Below are 16502 nucleotides of genomic sequence, written 5' to 3' on the forward strand. Positions count from 1 at the left end.
TCAATCATAAAGGGGCAATCATTCATGGCAGCATTTACGCGCGTTTCCAAAGTGAATTTTTTCGATTGGCAAAGCCACGTGGAGTAGGTTGTTCTTTGTGACGTATTGATTGTCCGTAGATACAGCCTCAGATGTAACATCTGAACAGTATCTATGTGGATTACTAAAGATATTTAAGCCGCCACATAGACAATATCGGTCTGTGTGGCGTTTTCTGTATTCAGCCGCCATACTTGGTTCAGATGGCGGCTTTTTTTATCACTTTTTACAAAATAAGAAGCAGAAAAATTGGAGGAATCAGCAATGAAAAAATTATTCAGAGCACGCACAAGCATTTTGACCCTTATGGCAGCGACTGTACTGATGGCATGCGGCAATTCGGATGCCAACAACTCGGGCACCTCTTCGGACGGTTCCGCTGCCAGTTCGTCCGAAAGCATCAATCCCGATTTGCCTTACATCGGCATCATGCAATTGACGACCCACCCGGCGCTCGATCAGATCGGGGAAGGCATCATCGATCAATTGGAGGAAGCTGGATACGTGGACGGTGAAACGGCAACAATCGATTTCCAGAATGCGCAGGGCGACCAGTCCAATATGCAGTCGATAGCGGAGCGGTTCGTTTCGAATGATGCGGATATCATGATCGGCATCGCTACCCCTGCCGCACAAGCATTGGCGAATGCATCCAGCGACATTCCGATCATCTTGGGAGCCATCACGGATCCCGTAGCCGCCAATCTGGTGGATTCAATGGAAAAACCGGGCGGCAACATCACCGGCGTCAGTGACAAGACTCCGGCCCGCGATCAGTTTGTTTTGATCCAGCAATTGCTTCCTGAAGCCGATACAATCGGTATCCTTTACTCATCGGCAGAGGACAACTCGATCAGCTCCGCCAAAGAGGCCGAAGAAATTGCCGCTTCATTAGGTTTGAAGACAGTCACAAAAACAGTCACATCCACGAATGACATCGCACAAGTCGCTGAAAGCCTGGCATCGGAAGTGGATGCCATCTATGTACCGACAGACAACACCATCGCAAGTGGTTTGGCGACACTCATCCCGGTTGCGGATGCCTACAATATCCCTGTGTTCCCTGCCGTGGACACAATGGTGGAAGAAGGCGGGTTGGCGACGATCGGGTTGAATCAATATGCGTTGGGCACACAAACCGGTGCTGTGGCTGCCGATATCCTGGCAGGAGCAGACCCCGCTGCATACCCTGTGCAATACGCGACCGGGATCCAGTTGGTCGTCAATCAAGCGAAAGCCGACCAGTTGGGCATCAAGATTCCCGATGACGTCGCAGAGAATGCCATCATTGTAGGAGAAGGAGAGTAGATTTTATTGAATATGATCATTTCCGCCGTCTCCCAAGGTTTGCTTTGGAGTATTCTGGCACTTGGTTTATTTGTAAGTTTCCGCATTTTGGATCTGGCCGACATGACAACCGAGGGCTCATTCCCCCTCGGTGCGGCTGTGGCCGTTCAAGCTATCACTTTAGGGGCCAATCCTTATCTTGCCATCATTTTTGCCATCATTGCCGGCAGCTCGGCTGGCCTGATTACTGGTTTCTTGATCACAAAATTGCAGATCCCCAGCCTTCTGGCAGGGATTTTGACGATGACCGGTCTCTATTCCATCAACCTGCGCGTGATGGGGAGGGCAAACATCAGTCTGTTGGGGAAAGATACGATTTTTACTGTTTTCAAAAACATGAACCTTCCCCGACATTTCGACACGATAGCGCTGGGGTCGCTGGTAGTCGTCCTGATCATCGGACTGTACGTCATCTTTTTCAAAACGGAATTCGGTCAAGCAGTCATCGCGACCGGTGACAACGAAGCGATGGCCCGCTCATTGGGTATTTCCACAAACACGATGAAAATCGTCGGCTTGATGATTTCGAACGGTATCGTCGCTTTGGCCGGATCCATCATCGCCCAGGACAACGGCTATGCCGACATCAGCATGGGTATCGGAACGATCGTCATCGGTCTGGCTTCGATCATCATCGGTGAAGTTTTGTTCACGAATGTTTCTTTCAAAATTCGCTTGGTTTGCCTGATGCTGGGTTCGGTGCTGTACCGCCTGATCATGGTGATGGTATTGGAAGCAGGCATGAACCCGAATGACTTCAAGTTGATTTCGGCTGTATTGCTGACATTCTTCCTGGCGTTGCCGAAAATCAAGGAAACCTACTACATGTACTCATTGCGAAAGAAGGTGAAGCGAAATGACTAATCAGGAAGCGATGTTGACGATGTCACATGTCTCCAAGACGTTCTACCCTGGTTCACCCAATCAGGTCAACGCACTGCAGGACGTCAATCTGACGGTCAGGAAAGGCGATTTCATCACTTTGGTAGGCGGTAACGGAGCCGGCAAATCAACTTTGTTGAATGCCATTTCCGGGAACTTCCTGCCTGACACGGGCGACATCATCGTGAACGGACAAGATGTCACATTCCTTAAAGAAGACAAACGCGCGCCTTACATCAGCCGGGTCTTCCAGGATCCAAAAATGGGCACTGCTCCGCGGATGACGGTGCAGGAAAATTTGTCATTGGCATACCGCAGGGGCCAAAAACGGACGCTGCGCTTCGGGACTTCGCATGAAGAAAAAGTATTCTTCAAAGAGGAACTGAAAAAATTGGGCTTAGGCCTGGAAAACCGGATGGGGGCTGAAATCGGGCTTTTGTCGGGCGGTCAGAGACAAGCCATCGCTTTGCTGATGGCAACGATGAAACGGCCGGACATCCTCCTGCTGGATGAGCATACGGCAGCTTTGGATCCGAAAACGGCCAAATTGGTGCTGGAATTGACGAACCAGCAAGTGATCGACAACAACCTGACCAGCATCATGATCACCCATAACCTGCAGGATGCGATCCAGTACGGAAACCGCATGCTGGTGCTGCATCACGGTCAGATCATGAAGGACTATGACGAGGAAATGAAAAAATCATTGACGCCAGAAAAAATATTTGCCGAACTTCAGGAATTATCCATCCAAGACATGTTGGTCTGAGAAAGGTAGTGATCTTTATGTGGCAATCGGGAGATGCGATCGGCTTCATCAGCTGTTCGAACGGATTGACGAATAATGATCGCTCGCGGGAAATCGTTGCGGCGCTCAGCCGGAAACTCAAGGCTTGTTTTGGCCTTGAGACGGTCATGAGCGACGTCCTTTTCCTGAATGAAGTGACACAGCAAACCGAGGCCCCTGCATCCCGTGCGGGGGCTTTATTGTCGCTTTACTCCAATGCGAGCGTAAAAGCGATATTCGACTTATCCGGCGGGGATTTGGCCAACGAAATATTGCCTTACCTCGATTTCGGACTCATTCAAAAAAATCCCAAACCCTACTTCGGCTACAGCGACAACAGCGTGATCGTGAATGCGATCCAAGCCAAAACCGGCATCCAGAATGTCCTCTATAACCCGAAAGTGCTCGTGAGCCGGGAGGAAGCTTTCCAGACACTGGCCCTCCGTGACTTATTCAACAGCAATGAAGCGGACTGGGCCGGGGTGTTCGAATTAGGCGGAAATCGTGCCGCTACGCAATCATCAGCTGTTTTTGCAGGCGGAAACCTGCGCTGCTTCCTGAAGCTGGCAGGGACCCCCTATTGGCCGGAATTGGAAAACAAAGTGCTGATCCTCGAATCGGCAGGCGGCAGATACGAAGCGATGTCCAGCGGCTTGGCGCAGCTGGAACAGCTGGGTGCGTTCGACGAAATCAGCGGCCTGCTGATCGGGCAATTCACGCAGATTGAGAAAGATGGTAAAAGAGCGGCTTTCCTGGCTGTGTGCCGAGATTACGCCTCTCGGCACGGGTTCCCGGTATGGGAAACGGCCTTCATCGGACACGATGACCGTTCCAAACCGATCCGCATCGGCTGAAGGAGCTGCGCCTTGCCCTGTGTGTTCTGGAGAAAAAACAGGGCATCCGCTTGGCCAGCATTGACAAAAGCGCTTATGCGCGTTATTATTTTAGCAACAGAATGAATTTCCTTTAACGAGAGTCCAGAGAGACTACTAAGGAGCATATCAGGCGTATTGCGCCTTCATCATGACTTTATGCCCATTGTCTCTTTGACCATGGGCTTTTTTTCTGGAGATTTATCCTAACGCACAATTTCATAGCGAATGTGAGACTTTAAGGGGGTCCTGTGAGGCCCGCAAGGTCACTAGAAGGCCGCTCTGTATCCAAATCCGGGAGCGGCTGGCCTAGAACCTGAAGAGCTTACAAAATCTTCGGGTTCTTTTTGCCTCCATTCACAAAAAAACTAATTGGAGGGCTTTAAAATGATTCAGACAACAAATCAGATCGCATTAAAAAACTTTGTAAGTGTCGAGGAACTCACCAATCTGGAAATCATGTCCCTGATCCTGCGCGCGTCCGAATTCAAAAGCGGCGCTCTGCCGGACAAAGCTCTGACTGCGGGAGTCTACGCTTCGAACTTATTTTTCGAGAACAGCACCCGCACACACAAAAGTTTCGAAATGGCGGAACACAAGTTGGGGATGCAAGTCATCAATTTTGACACTTCGACCAGCAGCGTAAGCAAAGGCGAAACACTGTACGACACGGTGCTGACTTTGTCGGCGATCGGTGTGGATGTGGTCGTTATCCGCCACAGCGCCGAAGCCTATTACAAAGAGTTGATCGAAAGTCCGGGGATTACCGCATCGATCGTGAATGGCGGGGACGGTGCCGGTCAGCATCCGAGCCAATGCTTGCTTGACCTATTGACGATCTACGAAGAGTTCCATACTTTCAGCGGTGTGAAGGTGGCCATCTGCGGCGACTTGTCGCACTCGCGCGTTGCCAAGACTAACATGCAGATGCTGCAGCGACTGGGAGCGACCGTCTATTTCACGGGTCCGAAAGAATGGTATGATTATTCTTTCGATCAATACGGCACACACATGGAAATCGATGACATCATCGGCGAAGTCGATGTCATGATGCTGCTCCGCGTCCAGACGGAACGCCACGGCGGCAAAGCGATGCGCTATACAAAAGCCGAGTATCTCGATCAATTCGGTCTGACGGTCGCCCGGGAAGGCCGCATGAAGGAAACGGCCATCATTATGCATCCCGCTCCTGTCAACCGCGACGTGGAATTGGCGGACAGCCTAGTGGAATGCCGACGCTCGCGGATCGTGACGCAAATGAAAAATGGCGTCTTTGCCAGAATGGCTATCCTGGAAGCCATCGTGCACGGAAGAAAAGAAGCAAACGTATAATAATAACAATTCACCAGTGGAGGGATCACATGTCAGTTTGGATAAAAAATGCGAAAATGTTGGGTCAAAAAGAGGAACTTATTCCCGTAGAAATATATGTGAAAGACGATAAAATAGCCGCAATCGGCCAGGATCTGCAGGTAACGGCTGAAGATGCGACAATTGTCGATGCCAAGGGCGGTCTGGTCACTCCGGGATTGGTCGACGTGCACGTGCATCTGCGTGAACCAGGCTTCACCTACAAAGAAACCATCGAAACCGGAACGCAGGCTGCCGCTCGCGGAGGCTTCACAACAGTCTGTGCGATGCCGAACGTGAATCCAGTTCCGGACACAGCCGATAAATTCGCTGCTATCCAACAGCTGATCAAAGATACAGCCATCATCAAAGTCAAACAGTACGCGCCCATCACAGAAAACTTGCGCAGTGACGTCCTGACCGATCAGAAGCAACTGTTGGAAGCCGGTGCTTTTGCCTTCACCAACGACGGTGTCGGAGTCCAGACAGCCGGAACGATGTATTTGGCGATGAAGGAAGCAGCCAAGAACAATGTTGCTCTTGTAGCGCATACGGAAGACGACTCCCTGTTGTTCGGAGGCGTTATGCATAAAGGCACCCGTTCCGACGAATTGGAACTGCCTGGCATCTTGAGCGTGACGGAATCCACGCAAATCGCCCGCGATGTGCTATTGGCGGAAGCGACAGGCTGTCACTACCATGTCTGCCATGTTTCGACAAAGGAAAGCGTGCGCGTCATCCGCGATGCCAAACGCGCAGGCATCCATGTCACAGCCGAAGTCGCCCCGCATCACCTGATTCTGGTGGATGGTTCCATCCCGTCGGATACGGCAATCTACAAAATGAATCCGCCATTGCGCGGCGCTGAAGACCGTGCCGCCTTGATCGAAGGCTTGCTGGACGGCACAATCGACTGCATCGCAACTGACCACGCTCCGCACGGCGAGGAAGAGAAACAAGGCAGCATGATCGGCGCTCCGTTCGGCATCGTCGGCATCGAGACAGCTTTCCAATTGATGTACTCCAACTTTGTCTTGGGCGGCGTCTTCACCCTGAAACAACTGGTTGATTGGATGACCGTCAAGCCGGCAGCGTTGTTCGGCATGGAGGCAGGAACGCTGGATATCGGATCCCAGGCGGACATCGCCATCTTCGACCTGGAGAACGAGTACGAAATCCGCAGCGAAGATTTCCTTTCCAAAGCGACAAATACGCCATTCACCGGCTGGAAAGTCAAAGGCGAAACACTGTATACACTTGTGGACGGCAAAGTCGTTTACGCGAAATAGATTACAGCCTGAGTGTAAGCAACGGATTGCAATCCGTTGCTTATTTCTTTATAATGACAGGGCAGAATAATGAATGGATAGGTGAAAAAATGACGAAACACTTAAAGAACATGTTATTGGTCATCGTTGCGGTCATCATTACCGCTATCGGGGCCAGCTTCACGGTGAAAGCCAACGTTGGGGTAGGTGCCTATGAGGCCCTTAACATGAGCATCAACCAACTTTCCGGCATCAAGATCGGAACGCTGGCGATCATATTGAATATCTCATGCGTAGGGATCCAATGGCTTTTGATGAGAAATGATTTTTCGCTCAGACAATTGTTCCAAATTCCGATCACATTGATACTCGGTCAAGTGATGAACCTGATGCTGTATACGGTATTTTCAGGAGTGACGATCGATCAGTACTGGGCGAAGATCGCCATGGTCATTTTAGGGGGCATTATAGCCGCAATCGGCGTCGGATCAATCATGGCTTTGAATTACATCAATATGCCATTGGAGGGCGCTTGCATGGCCTTCAGCAACCGTTTCGGCTTCAACTTCGGGAAAGTCCGTCAAATGGTGGATGTGCTGCTGATCGCTGCCGCACTGCTGATCGCCTTTTCTACCGGAACGGCGATCACCGTCCGGGAAGGCACCTTCATCAGCATGCTGTTCTTCCCGCCGAGCATGAATTTCGTCTATGAAAAAATCAAGGCATCATCCGCCGCGCAAGAGCTTTCGATCGATCTGGATTGATTTGTTCGGCCACGTACCGCTATATATAGTTTGTTTTTTCTGGTACGATACTGTATGATGTATCCATAGTCTTTAGTTGAAATAGGAGTTATCCGCAGATAACCAATGGAGGAAACCATCATGTCGAACAGGAATGTTACCGTATATACGAAACCGAATTGCATGCAGTGCAATTTCACGAAGAAGTTTTTGGATGACAACAGCATCCGCTATGAAATCAAAGACATCCAAGAATCCGAAGCGGCCTTGGCGGAAGTCAAAGAGTTGGGCTTCCAAACTTTGCCTGTGGTCGTATTTGACGGCATCGAACCGTTTTTCGGCTTCAGACCAGATTTGCTTGAACAGCTGATCACGGCCTGATCGCACTATCCGAAACAGCACCAGATTGTCCCTCAAGGGGCATCCGGTGCTGTTTTTTTCAGCTAAATACGCTGAATCATGTTAAGATAGAGGGAAGAACAAATAATTTCCACGATTGGGAAGGAGATCATTTAATATGACAAAATCGTTATACCATACAGAAATCCTCAATGATGAAGGATTGAACGGGACCGTATCCGTTTCGGATGGAGAATCCTTGCTTACATCTGATCCACTGAAGGAATTAGCAGGCTACAATCCGGAACAATTATTCGGCTTGTCATGGGCGACTTGCCTGAACGCCACAATCGAAGCGCTGCTGAAGGCAAGGGGCGCCGAGGCTCGAAGCAAAGCGGAAGTGCATGTCGATTTCTGCAGGGAAGAAAACGGCAAAGGGTTTTATTTCGATCTGAAGGCTTTCATTTCGGTCGAGGGCATGGAGCTGGCTGATGTCGAAAAACTGGCGCAATCCGCCCACAGACGCTGCCCTGTATCAAAGATCATCGGTGACTACAATCACGTCACCCTGGAAGTTGTCCCCTTCGTAAACTGAAGGGTTGGGTCGGTTGTTTCAATTGACAGCTAATCCGTATCACTTTGCCTCAGTCTTTTTTATGATAAAATGGTGAAAAGCAGAAAAGGTGGCGCAGCATATGTTAAAAGATTACGATTTTGACAAAAAGGATCCGGCATTATCCGGCAAAAAACGATCCGAACTGGGCTCTGAGCTGGCGGCTTTGCAAAGAAGGCTGCTGGACAGCGATTCATCCATGCTGATCATAGTCGATGGCTGGGAATCCTCAGGCAAGGGACATATCTTGAAAGATTTGACGAGGGAATTGGACCCGCGTTATTTCGAAGTGAATGTCTTTGATGACGCATTGGACGATAATGACAAGCATCCTTTCTTGTGGCGCTTTGCCAGGGATCTGCCCGGAAAAGGTCGCATAGCCTTCTTTGACCGCAGCTTCTATTCTGAACTTATGAATGACCTGAAAGTGAACGATGACCGGTTGGAGCACCATCTGGACTATATCAGTTTCCTTGAGCGTATGCTGATTGCCGACAATACCATCGTCCTGAAACTGTTTTTGCACCACTCGGAAAAAACAATGGAAAAACGGATCGAGAAATTGAAAGACGATCCATACCGGGAATTCCTGATCACTAAAGACGACGAAAAACAACTCAAGAAATACAGTAAATATCTGAAACACTTCGACAAAATTTTAGGGATGACAAATTTTGAGGCTTCACCTTGGCATGTGATTTCTACAGAAGATCTAAAAGAGGCTTCCCGCGAAGCACTAAGCATTGCCAACAGCATTTTGAAGAGCCACCTTGAACAGACAGCGCAACAACCAGCGGCGCCGATCCGCCCCGGACTGAAAGAAAAACCACTTTCCAAAATCGATTTGAAAGCCGCCATCACAGAAGAAGAGTATGAAGCGCAGTTGGAGAAGCTGCAGGAAGAAGCAGGGGAATTGGTCTATGAAATGTGGCTGAAAAAGATTCCGTGTGTCCTTGTGTTCGAGGGTACGGATGCAGCCGGCAAGGGCGGCGCAATCAGCCGCTTGACAAGACTGGTCGATCCCCGCAGTTATGATGTAGCCACGACAGCAGCACCAACCGAAAACGAAAGCCGTTATAACTATTTGTGGCGCTTCTATCAGACTTTTCCGATCAAAGGGAAAATGACCATCTATGACAGAAGCTGGTACGGCCGTGTGTTGGTGGAACGGGTGGAAGGCTTCACGCCGGAGTACCGTTGGGCCGCAGCCTACGAAGAAATCAACGAAATGGAACACAATCTGGTCCATGATGGTCTATTGATCATCAAATTTCTGATCGTGATCGACAAGGAAGAGCAAAAACAGCGCTTTAAGGATCGGGAAAACGACCCGGAGAAAAACTACAAACTGACCGATGAAGATTGGCGGAATCATGAAAAATTTGAGCAATACGAAGAAGCGATGAACGAAATGGTCGCGAGAACAAATACGAAAGACGCGCCTTGGATCATTGTCGAAGGCAACCAGAAAGAATATGCTCGGATCAAAGTGCTGAAGGAATTCATCAGCCGGGCAAGGACCTTCATCGATAAGCGTGAGGGCAAGAAGCAAGAAAAATAGTCGAATGTAAGCGGGGCGTATAATGTGTTAACAAACAAGAAAGTAACCATCTATGTAACAGGCGGCATCGCAGTCTACAAGGCGGCCGATCTCGTCAGAAAATTCATCAAAGCAGGTGCAGAAGTGCGGGTTGCGATGACCGCGTCCGCTCAGGAATTCGTCACGCCTTTGACTTTTCAGGTCTTGAGCAAGCACGATGTCTATACGGACACCTTTGATGAAAAAGATGCGCAATTTGTCAGCCATATCAATTTGGCCGACTGGACGGAGCTTGCCGTAGTGGCCCCTGCAACAGCGAACATCCTCGCAAAAATGGCGAACGGCATCGCCGATGATTTCGTATCGACAGCGCTGTTGGCGACGACGGCTCCGCGACTGATCGTGCCTGCCATGAACCAGCATATGCTGGAGAATCCGGCTACGGTCCGAAACATGGAGTCTTTAAGAAGTTACGGTTATGAAATCATGGAACCTGACACAGGCTTTTTGGCGGAAGGCTACGAAGGCAAAGGGCGCATGCCTGAACCGGAAAAGATTGTCGAAGCGGCCCAGCTGGTCGTTGTGAACAATGCGAAAGAACTGCCGTTGAAAGGCAAAAAGGTGCTCATCACAGCAGGCGGGACAAAAGAGCGCATCGACCCGGTCCGATTCATCACCAACGATTCTTCCGGTAAAATGGGCTACAGTTTGGCGAAGGCGGCCCGTGATTTGGGAGCTGAAGTGACGTTGGTCACGGCAACAAACCTTTTACCGGTTCCTTTCGGGGTTGAACCGATATATGTGCAATCGTCTGAAGAGATGGGATCAGCAGTTTTAGATATATTTCACAAAGTCGATATGGTCATTATGGCAGCGGCCGTATCTGATTACAGACCGAAAACGCAAGCAACAGTCAAAATCAAGAAAACAAACGAGGATCTGACATTGGTTCTGGAGAAAACGACAGACATCCTGGCTGAACTCGGAAAAAGAAAAACGGGCCAATTTTTGATCGGTTTTGCGGCCGAAACGCATGAAGTCGAACGTTATGCGCTTGACAAGCTGAAACGCAAAAATGCCGATATGATCGTAGCGAATGATGTTTCGAAAGAATATGCCGGTTTCAATAAGGATACAAATGAAGTGATCATTTATCAATTGGACAAAGAACCAATCCAAATTTCGGTGCGGTCAAAAGATTTGATTGCTGAAGAGATCCTGTATGCAGCAATCGAATCGATGCAGGATGAAGTTGGCATGGACTAAGCTTAAATAATAAAAAAATAACATAATGCAGCAAAATTGCGATTATTATTAATATTTCGCAATTTTGCTATTTATTTGGGCTGCGCTAAGCCTATATGTGATTATCGCGGTTACTTGGCAATTTTACATTAAACTTTGTATAATATATATTATGTAAACTAGAATATCCAAATTTTAATAGACGGTATTCACCCTATGCTTTTGGAGAGATTTATCAGTATTTTTCTATTATTCTGGATCACAACAGATTGTAATCTTATTTTTTGGTTATATTTGAGAAATTATTCCTCGTTGAATCTTTTTCAACTTCACAAATATGCAAAAACATTCTGGAGTATCCACACATATCCCTGAATTTTTTTATGTCAAGATGATCAATCAGGTAATCTGTCGGCAATATAGATTCGCAATCTAAGAAGCGCCCTAGGTTTCCCAGGACGCATGTGAGGGCGCTATGTCAACTTTTCAGAAATTTCTTTGATAACCATATCCTTTAGGGCGTCAAAATTATCATCCCAAGTTGCAACATTGACGCATAGCGAAATTGCTTCATCTGTCGTGAGTGACAATTCTTTGCTGTTCAATGCCAGAAAGGCTTCTAAAGCGACGAAGGCTGTACGTTTATTTGCGTTGTGAAAACAATGCTTTTTGACTAGGTTGATAAACAAGATTGCTGCTTTTTCAATGATTGAAGGATAAACCTCTTCTCCAAATGCAGTAGCATTAACAGAATTTACACACATATGCAACGAGCCCGAATCTTTTACACCAATCAATTCATCTGGAGAGTATCGCTGAATGAGATATACATTGATCGCAATGAGTTGGCTTTCAGACAAAGAAACAATCATTTGTCGACCAATTCTTTCAATGCTTCATCATTTTTGTCACAAATGCCCTTCACCAATTCCATAAACGACTTTGTGATTACTTCTTGTTTCTTTTTCATTGTTACTTTTTCACCTTGTGTATCAAATTCTAATGTGTCCCCTTCTTTAAGGCCAATTTGCTGCAACACTTCCATTGGAATAGTTACCGCAAGACTGTTTCCGACTTTTCTTAATTTTCTTTCAATAACTTTATTTTCTTTTGTCAGAGTCATTTTCTATCCCTCCTATCCCTTGTATACACATTATACATTATATAAGATATATAGTGAAGAACAAATGCTCTGATACCCATCAGTCGAAATACTGAAACAGTTTTCCTTTGACTTCTTCGAGAAATTCCAAATCGGAAGCGGTTGGATTTTCGATTTCCAGCAATGTGAGATAATCATCCGAATCCAGGCTGTTTACCACCAGTTCGGCTAAAGAGCCATGGGGAAATTTGTTCATGCGGACGTCCAGCTCAGATTTGAGATAAGCGCGGTTGCAACCTGAATAGGACTGGATCTTTCTGATCAGATCATCATAATTCACGTTTTTTCTTTGCTCTGTCACAATTTCTTCCATGAATGTGAGGATATCCTGTTCCGTTTGGTTCCTTAAATCCGGAGTCACCCTTTCCTTCAGACCCAGCAAAAACTGCTCCAATTCCACTCTGTTGACCGTTATGTTTTTCATGGTCCCCCTCCTCGTTCCAGACAAGCTTGCAGTGTTGTTTACACCTATATATTACCACCAATTGAGTCATTTGGACGAGTGTCAGCGCATATGCGACACAGGCAAAGAAAAAGCGAACGCGCCCTTCCTATTGCCGGAATATGGGCGCGTTCGCTATGTTTTTTCTATTTTCAGCTTCTTACAGGTACAGCTTGCAGCATTTGGTACAATTCAGATGGAGACGGCACATCGCTGATGTTTTCAGAGTAATGGCTCAGGACAACTTGCCCTTTTCTGTCGACGACGATTGTCGCCTGCAGTTGCAATTCATTCCCCTCAAAACGTTGGCATTCGATCCCATAATAGTCGAATTCCAGCAATTTATCTTCAGAAACGCCGTATACAAGTTGTCGCATTGACTCTGAAGAAGGAATATTGAAGTGCCCATACAATTCCTGCTCTGGGTCCGCTATGACGGTGAATGGGATGCCCAGTTTGGCAGTTCTTTCGGCAACGGCAGCTTCCGTCCCCTGTATCACCATCAGGATTTCGATGCCCTGTTCTTTGAGGAATTTGTAGGCATCGCGGTATTTCAGCATGTCCAGTTGGCTCATGCCGCACCCCAGATGTCTCAGGAAAATCACTGCAGTGAAATTGCGTTTCAGCTGAGATCGGAAACTTTCACAATTTCCATTCTTCGTCAAAAATAAAAAGTCGTCTATTTCTGTTCCTTCGGTCAACTTCATGTAGCCCACTCCTTCCGCTTTTCCCTTAAGATTATTCCTTCGAGTGCCATTTTTAATGCCGGTACGTTGATTCCATGTAAGAACATCTTACCGTTTCTTTCTGATTTTGTCGATGTTATTGTTACATTTTCTTGTCAGAATATATTCCACGAGATTTTCCAAAGGCTGTAGCTGTTGTCATATTTGTCCAATAGCTACAAATTGACAGCGCTTACAAATTGTGATAGATTGACTTTGATGAGGCAATCTATCATATAAGGAGGTGCAGAATATGGCAAGAGGAGGCAGTGGCGGTTCACGTGGAGGAGGCGGTTCATTCGGCGGCAGCCGTGGTGGCGGTGGCCGAAGCAGCGGCGGTCGCGGCAGCTCTTTTGGCGGCGGTTCATTCGGCAGCAGCAAAGGCGGTCGTGGTGGAAGTCGCGGAGGAAGTGGTGGATCATTTGGTGGCGGCGGGTTTAATATCCCCCGTTCCGGTTCGAGTGGCCCGATTTTCCGGAGCGGCCCTATCATCAGAGGCCCCTCATCCGGCGGTCCTATCTTCTCTGGTGGAGGTCCCAGAGGCGCTCCGGGATGCGGCTTAGGATGCGGCACGATTGCGTTGATAGTGATCATTCTGGCTGTCGTTTTTGGTTTGATTTTTTCTTTCAATTCAGGTTCCTCTACCTCCAGTTCGGGTGGAGGCAATGAAATCACCCTTTCCACAGTGGAACGGGAGCCCCTTCCGGATGGTTCAGTAACCGAAACTGATTATTATACGGACGCGATTGGCTGGATCGGCAACCGGTCGGAATTGACTTCCGGTATGAAGCATTTTTACGAGAAAACTGGCGTGCAACCCTATCTTTACTTGACGGATGACATCAACGGATCGACCAATCCTTCGATGGAGGATTTGGAAAGCTTTGCGAACGAAAAGTATGACGAACTTTTTGCGGACGAAGCCCACTTGCTGTTGGTCTTCTTCGAATATCAGTCCAGCATGTACATGGATTATTATGTTGTCGGTACGCAGGCTGCCACCGTCATCGATACGGAGGCCGGCGATGTCTTGCTCGATTATATCGATTCCTATTACTACGACGACAATAAGACGGACGAAGAATTTTTCAGCCATGCTTTCCGGGATTCTGCGGATCGCATCATGGAAGTGACGCGTTCCCCGTGGATTACGGTCCTGATCGTATTCGGCGTTGTTGTTCTGCTCGCCCTTCTGTTCTTGTGGTGGCGGCATGCCAAAAAGCAAAAGAATCTGGAGGCTCAGCAAACCGAAGACATCCTCAAGACGCCGTTGGATACGTTCGGCAACACCGAGGCGGAAGAACTGACAAAAAAATATGATGCCGATGTCCCGCAACAAGCCGATACGACCGATACCACCCCTACCCCGCAGCCAGAAGACGAAACCAAGGAAGACATGAAACCCTAAGGAGGAAACGGAAATGGCAATACTGGAGAGATTTTCGGATATCATCAGTGCGAACATCAATGCTTTGATCGACAAAATGGAAAATCCGGAAAAGATGATCGACCAATACCTGCGCGACATGATGGAAGATTTGGCTGAGGTAAAAAGGAGCACGGCCGGCGTCATGGCTGAGGAAACCCGGACTAAACGCTTGGTCGACGAGAACCAGGCCGAAGTCATCAAATATACGGACTACGCCAAAAAAGCCTTGGCAGCGGCCAATGAGAACGATGCCCGAATTTTCCTGACCAAAAAGCAGGAATTGGAAAATGTCGGAGCCGGGTTGGCGACCTCATACGCTTCGGCACATGAAAATGCCGTCAAAATGCGCCAGATGCACGACAAATTGGCGACCGACATCGAAACGCTCAAATCCCGCCGTGAAATGATCAAATCCAAGCTGGCTGTCGCCAAAACCCAGGAAACGCTGAACAAAGCGACGGATTCCATCGCCAGCACGAAAGGTGCTATGAGTTCCTTCGAGCGTATGGAAGAAAAAGCCGACAAAATGTTGGATGAAGCCAATGCGATGTCAGAGCTGAACATGACGCCAATCGATGAAGCCAAAGCGCTGGAAGAAAAATATGCCAGCCAAGGATCGGCATCCGTTGAAGATGAACTTGAAAAAATGAAAAAAGATATGGGCTTATAACAACCCATATAATTCAAAAAAAGTGCACCCTGCCCAGATGGCAAGGTGCACTTTTTGCTGATTTCGCGCAAACGCATTTAGAGGATGTTTCGTGATGGTGAGTACACCTTCGCGTTTGAAATCGTCTCAAAATGCGTTATTTTGTTGCAGGTGTTAAAATCCGAAATCGACGCGTTTGTAAACATTGTTGATGTTCTCCTGGGTGATGTCGATATAGCGGAGCGTGACCGCCTGCGATGAATGCTGAAAGATGGTCTGGAGCAGGGAAATGTCGACGCCCTGCTTATAGGAATGATAGCCGAAGCTCTTGCGCAGCGAGTGGGCACTCAAGGTGATGCCGATCATATCCCCCGCACGCGCGATGATGCGATGCGCCTGCGTGCGCTTGATGTGGCTGTGCTTGTCGGCATTGGAATAGAACAAATAATCCGTTGCAGTCAGGCCTTCCCTTTTTACATAGTCCGAAATGGATTGCTTCAAACGGTCATGGATGGCCAGTTCTTTCTTCTTGCCCGTTTTCATCTCGACGATCTGGTACGACTCTTTCCCCAAAACTTGCCCTACCTTCACGTTCAGGATATCGCTGATGCGCAAACCGGTCCGAATGGCATACTCCAGCAGCAGGCGATTTTTCGAATAAGGTGGATAAACATCCATCAATGTTTGGATTTGGCTGATGTCTTTGATTGCATGGGTGGTATTCACAGAAATGTCCTCTTGTTTCCTCTATATTTATTCCCGCTGAAATCGCGGTATTTTTTGCAGATTCCGATAAAAAAAGCATACCATTTCGGCATTGATAAATCAACGTTTCCTGAGGAACACAATTATACATGTGTTCCCTCTTTTGGTGTCCATTTCCATCATTCTGCAGGCTGCAGAAACGTCTTTTCAGACGGTTTCGGGCGCGACTGCGGCCAACTGTGCGCGAAATGATGTGACAAGCTCTTTTTGAGGAATGCTTTGACTTTGTGTTGACTAAACTTCATAATAAATTAAAGAAATCATAATACTTTTCGTAGTCTATCTTTGATACAATGCTAGCAAGC

The 16502-nt window shown here is 47.9% G+C and carries 18 protein-coding genes; 13 read left to right on the forward strand and 5 right to left on the reverse strand.

The features are described 5' to 3' along the window. The first annotated feature begins 303 nt into the window (after positions 1-303). The 11 genes from trpX to coaBC all read left to right on the forward strand — a co-directional run bounded on the left by trpX (position 304) and on the right by coaBC (position 11046). Positions 304-1347, forward strand: a complete 1044-nt coding sequence (gene trpX, locus BMX58_RS00900) for a tryptophan ABC transporter substrate-binding protein (RefSeq protein WP_068620451.1) — start codon at positions 304-306, stop codon at positions 1345-1347. Positions 1348-1353: 6 nt separating this feature from the next. Then, positions 1354-2250 (forward strand): ABC transporter permease, encoded by an 897-nt coding sequence (locus BMX58_RS00905; RefSeq protein ID WP_068620449.1) that lies wholly within the window; start codon positions 1354-1356, stop codon positions 2248-2250. Beyond that, on the forward strand, positions 2243-3037 hold the full coding sequence (locus BMX58_RS00910) for an ABC transporter ATP-binding protein (protein WP_068620447.1): 795 nt from the start codon (positions 2243-2245) through the stop codon (positions 3035-3037). The genes BMX58_RS00905 and BMX58_RS00910 overlap by 8 nt, the downstream gene beginning before the upstream one ends. 17 nt (positions 3038-3054) lie before the next feature. Next, positions 3055-3909, forward strand: coding sequence for an LD-carboxypeptidase (locus BMX58_RS00915; protein ID WP_068620445.1), 855 nt, complete (start codon positions 3055-3057; stop codon positions 3907-3909). Positions 3910-4314: 405 nt separating this feature from the next. Further along, entirely contained in the window at positions 4315-5259 is a 945-nt protein-coding gene (locus BMX58_RS00920) for an aspartate carbamoyltransferase catalytic subunit (RefSeq protein ID WP_068620444.1), read from the forward strand. A 29-nt stretch (positions 5260-5288) separates the two neighbouring features. Beyond that, on the forward strand, positions 5289-6566 hold the full coding sequence (locus BMX58_RS00925) for a dihydroorotase (RefSeq protein ID WP_068620443.1): 1278 nt from the start codon (positions 5289-5291) through the stop codon (positions 6564-6566). An 89-nt stretch (positions 6567-6655) separates the two neighbouring features. Next, positions 6656-7309 carry a YczE/YyaS/YitT family protein gene (locus tag BMX58_RS00930; protein WP_068620441.1) on the forward strand — a complete coding sequence of 218 codons (654 nt, stop codon included), beginning with the start codon at positions 6656-6658 and terminating at the stop codon, positions 7307-7309. Positions 7310-7429: 120 nt separating this feature from the next. Next, a complete protein-coding gene (gene nrdH, locus BMX58_RS00935; RefSeq protein WP_068620439.1) occupies positions 7430-7669 on the forward strand; it encodes a glutaredoxin-like protein NrdH in 240 nt (79 codons plus the stop codon). A 136-nt stretch (positions 7670-7805) separates the two neighbouring features. Continuing rightward, on the forward strand, positions 7806-8222 hold the full coding sequence (locus BMX58_RS00940; protein WP_068620438.1) for an OsmC family protein: 417 nt from the start codon (positions 7806-7808) through the stop codon (positions 8220-8222). Positions 8223-8322: 100 nt separating this feature from the next. After that, the gene (locus BMX58_RS00945; RefSeq protein ID WP_068620436.1) at positions 8323-9801 is read left to right on the forward strand and encodes a phosphate:AMP phosphotransferase; all 1479 of its coding nucleotides are present in this window, start codon (positions 8323-8325) and stop codon (positions 9799-9801) included. Positions 9802-9825: 24 nt separating this feature from the next. Further along, positions 9826-11046 carry a bifunctional phosphopantothenoylcysteine decarboxylase/phosphopantothenate--cysteine ligase CoaBC gene (gene coaBC, locus BMX58_RS00950; protein ID WP_068620434.1) on the forward strand — a complete coding sequence of 407 codons (1221 nt, stop codon included), beginning with the start codon at positions 9826-9828 and terminating at the stop codon, positions 11044-11046. Positions 11047-11498: 452 nt separating this feature from the next. On the opposite strand, the gene BMX58_RS00955 is transcribed toward coaBC, so the two are convergent. The 4 genes from BMX58_RS00955 to BMX58_RS00970 form a co-directional block, all read right to left on the reverse strand. After that, the gene (locus BMX58_RS00955; protein ID WP_084253723.1) at positions 11499-11897 is read right to left on the reverse strand and encodes a type II toxin-antitoxin system death-on-curing family toxin; all 399 of its coding nucleotides are present in this window, start codon (positions 11895-11897) and stop codon (positions 11499-11501) included. Continuing rightward, a complete protein-coding gene (locus tag BMX58_RS00960; RefSeq protein WP_068620432.1) occupies positions 11894-12148 on the reverse strand; it encodes an AbrB/MazE/SpoVT family DNA-binding domain-containing protein in 255 nt (84 codons plus the stop codon). Before BMX58_RS00960 ends, BMX58_RS00955 begins: the two co-directional genes overlap by 4 nt. 79 nt (positions 12149-12227) lie before the next feature. Further along, positions 12228-12611: a hypothetical protein gene (locus tag BMX58_RS00965; RefSeq protein ID WP_068620430.1), complete on the reverse strand. Its 384-nt coding sequence runs from the start codon at positions 12609-12611 to the stop codon at positions 12228-12230. 170 nt (positions 12612-12781) lie between these two features. Next, entirely contained in the window at positions 12782-13336 is a 555-nt protein-coding gene (locus tag BMX58_RS00970) for a redoxin domain-containing protein (protein WP_068620428.1), read from the reverse strand. A gap of 271 nt (positions 13337-13607) precedes the next feature. Here BMX58_RS00970 and BMX58_RS00975 point away from each other — a divergent pair, with 271 nt between their 5' ends. Together BMX58_RS00975 and BMX58_RS00980 are read left to right on the forward strand one after the other, a co-directional pair. Continuing rightward, positions 13608-14762 (forward strand): hypothetical protein, encoded by a 1155-nt coding sequence (locus BMX58_RS00975; protein WP_204243733.1) that lies wholly within the window; start codon positions 13608-13610, stop codon positions 14760-14762. Between the two features lie 13 nt (positions 14763-14775). Then, a complete protein-coding gene (locus BMX58_RS00980) occupies positions 14776-15453 on the forward strand; it encodes a PspA/IM30 family protein (RefSeq protein WP_068620417.1) in 678 nt (225 codons plus the stop codon). A gap of 153 nt (positions 15454-15606) precedes the next feature. Here BMX58_RS00980 and BMX58_RS00985 read toward each other — a convergent pair whose 3' ends face one another. Further along, on the reverse strand, positions 15607-16158 hold the full coding sequence (locus BMX58_RS00985) for a tyrosine-type recombinase/integrase (RefSeq protein ID WP_084253722.1): 552 nt from the start codon (positions 16156-16158) through the stop codon (positions 15607-15609). Between the last annotated feature and the right edge of the window lie 344 nt (positions 16159-16502).

Source organism: Trichococcus ilyis (assembly GCF_900109135.1).
GTDB lineage: Bacteria > Bacillota > Bacilli > Lactobacillales > Aerococcaceae > Trichococcus > Trichococcus ilyis.

Bases quoted from the DNA above. Each gene is read 5' to 3' on its own strand.
- trpX (WP_068620451.1), top strand. From the start codon at position 304: ATGAAAAAATTATTCAGAGCACGCACAAGCATTTTGACCCTTATGGCA.
- BMX58_RS00980 (WP_068620417.1), top strand. From the start codon at position 14,776: ATGGCAATACTGGAGAGATTTTCGGATATCATCAGTGCGAACATCAAT.
- BMX58_RS00920 (WP_068620444.1), top strand. From the start codon at position 4,315: ATGATTCAGACAACAAATCAGATCGCATTAAAAAACTTTGTAAGTGTC.
- BMX58_RS00940 (WP_068620438.1), top strand. From the start codon at position 7,806: ATGACAAAATCGTTATACCATACAGAAATCCTCAATGATGAAGGATTG.
- BMX58_RS00910 (WP_068620447.1), top strand. From the start codon at position 2,243: ATGACTAATCAGGAAGCGATGTTGACGATGTCACATGTCTCCAAGACG.
- BMX58_RS00975 (WP_204243733.1), top strand. From the start codon at position 13,608: ATGGCAAGAGGAGGCAGTGGCGGTTCACGTGGAGGAGGCGGTTCATTC.
- BMX58_RS00925 (WP_068620443.1), top strand. From the start codon at position 5,289: ATGTCAGTTTGGATAAAAAATGCGAAAATGTTGGGTCAAAAAGAGGAA.
- BMX58_RS00955 (WP_084253723.1), bottom strand. From the start codon at position 11,897: ATGATTGTTTCTTTGTCTGAAAGCCAACTCATTGCGATCAATGTATAT.
- nrdH (WP_068620439.1), top strand. From the start codon at position 7,430: ATGTCGAACAGGAATGTTACCGTATATACGAAACCGAATTGCATGCAG.
- BMX58_RS00945 (WP_068620436.1), top strand. From the start codon at position 8,323: ATGTTAAAAGATTACGATTTTGACAAAAAGGATCCGGCATTATCCGGC.
- BMX58_RS00930 (WP_068620441.1), top strand. From the start codon at position 6,656: ATGACGAAACACTTAAAGAACATGTTATTGGTCATCGTTGCGGTCATC.
- BMX58_RS00915 (WP_068620445.1), top strand. From the start codon at position 3,055: ATGTGGCAATCGGGAGATGCGATCGGCTTCATCAGCTGTTCGAACGGA.
- BMX58_RS00970 (WP_068620428.1), bottom strand. From the start codon at position 13,336: ATGAAGTTGACCGAAGGAACAGAAATAGACGACTTTTTATTTTTGACG.
- BMX58_RS00965 (WP_068620430.1), bottom strand. From the start codon at position 12,611: ATGAAAAACATAACGGTCAACAGAGTGGAATTGGAGCAGTTTTTGCTG.
- BMX58_RS00960 (WP_068620432.1), bottom strand. From the start codon at position 12,148: ATGACTCTGACAAAAGAAAATAAAGTTATTGAAAGAAAATTAAGAAAA.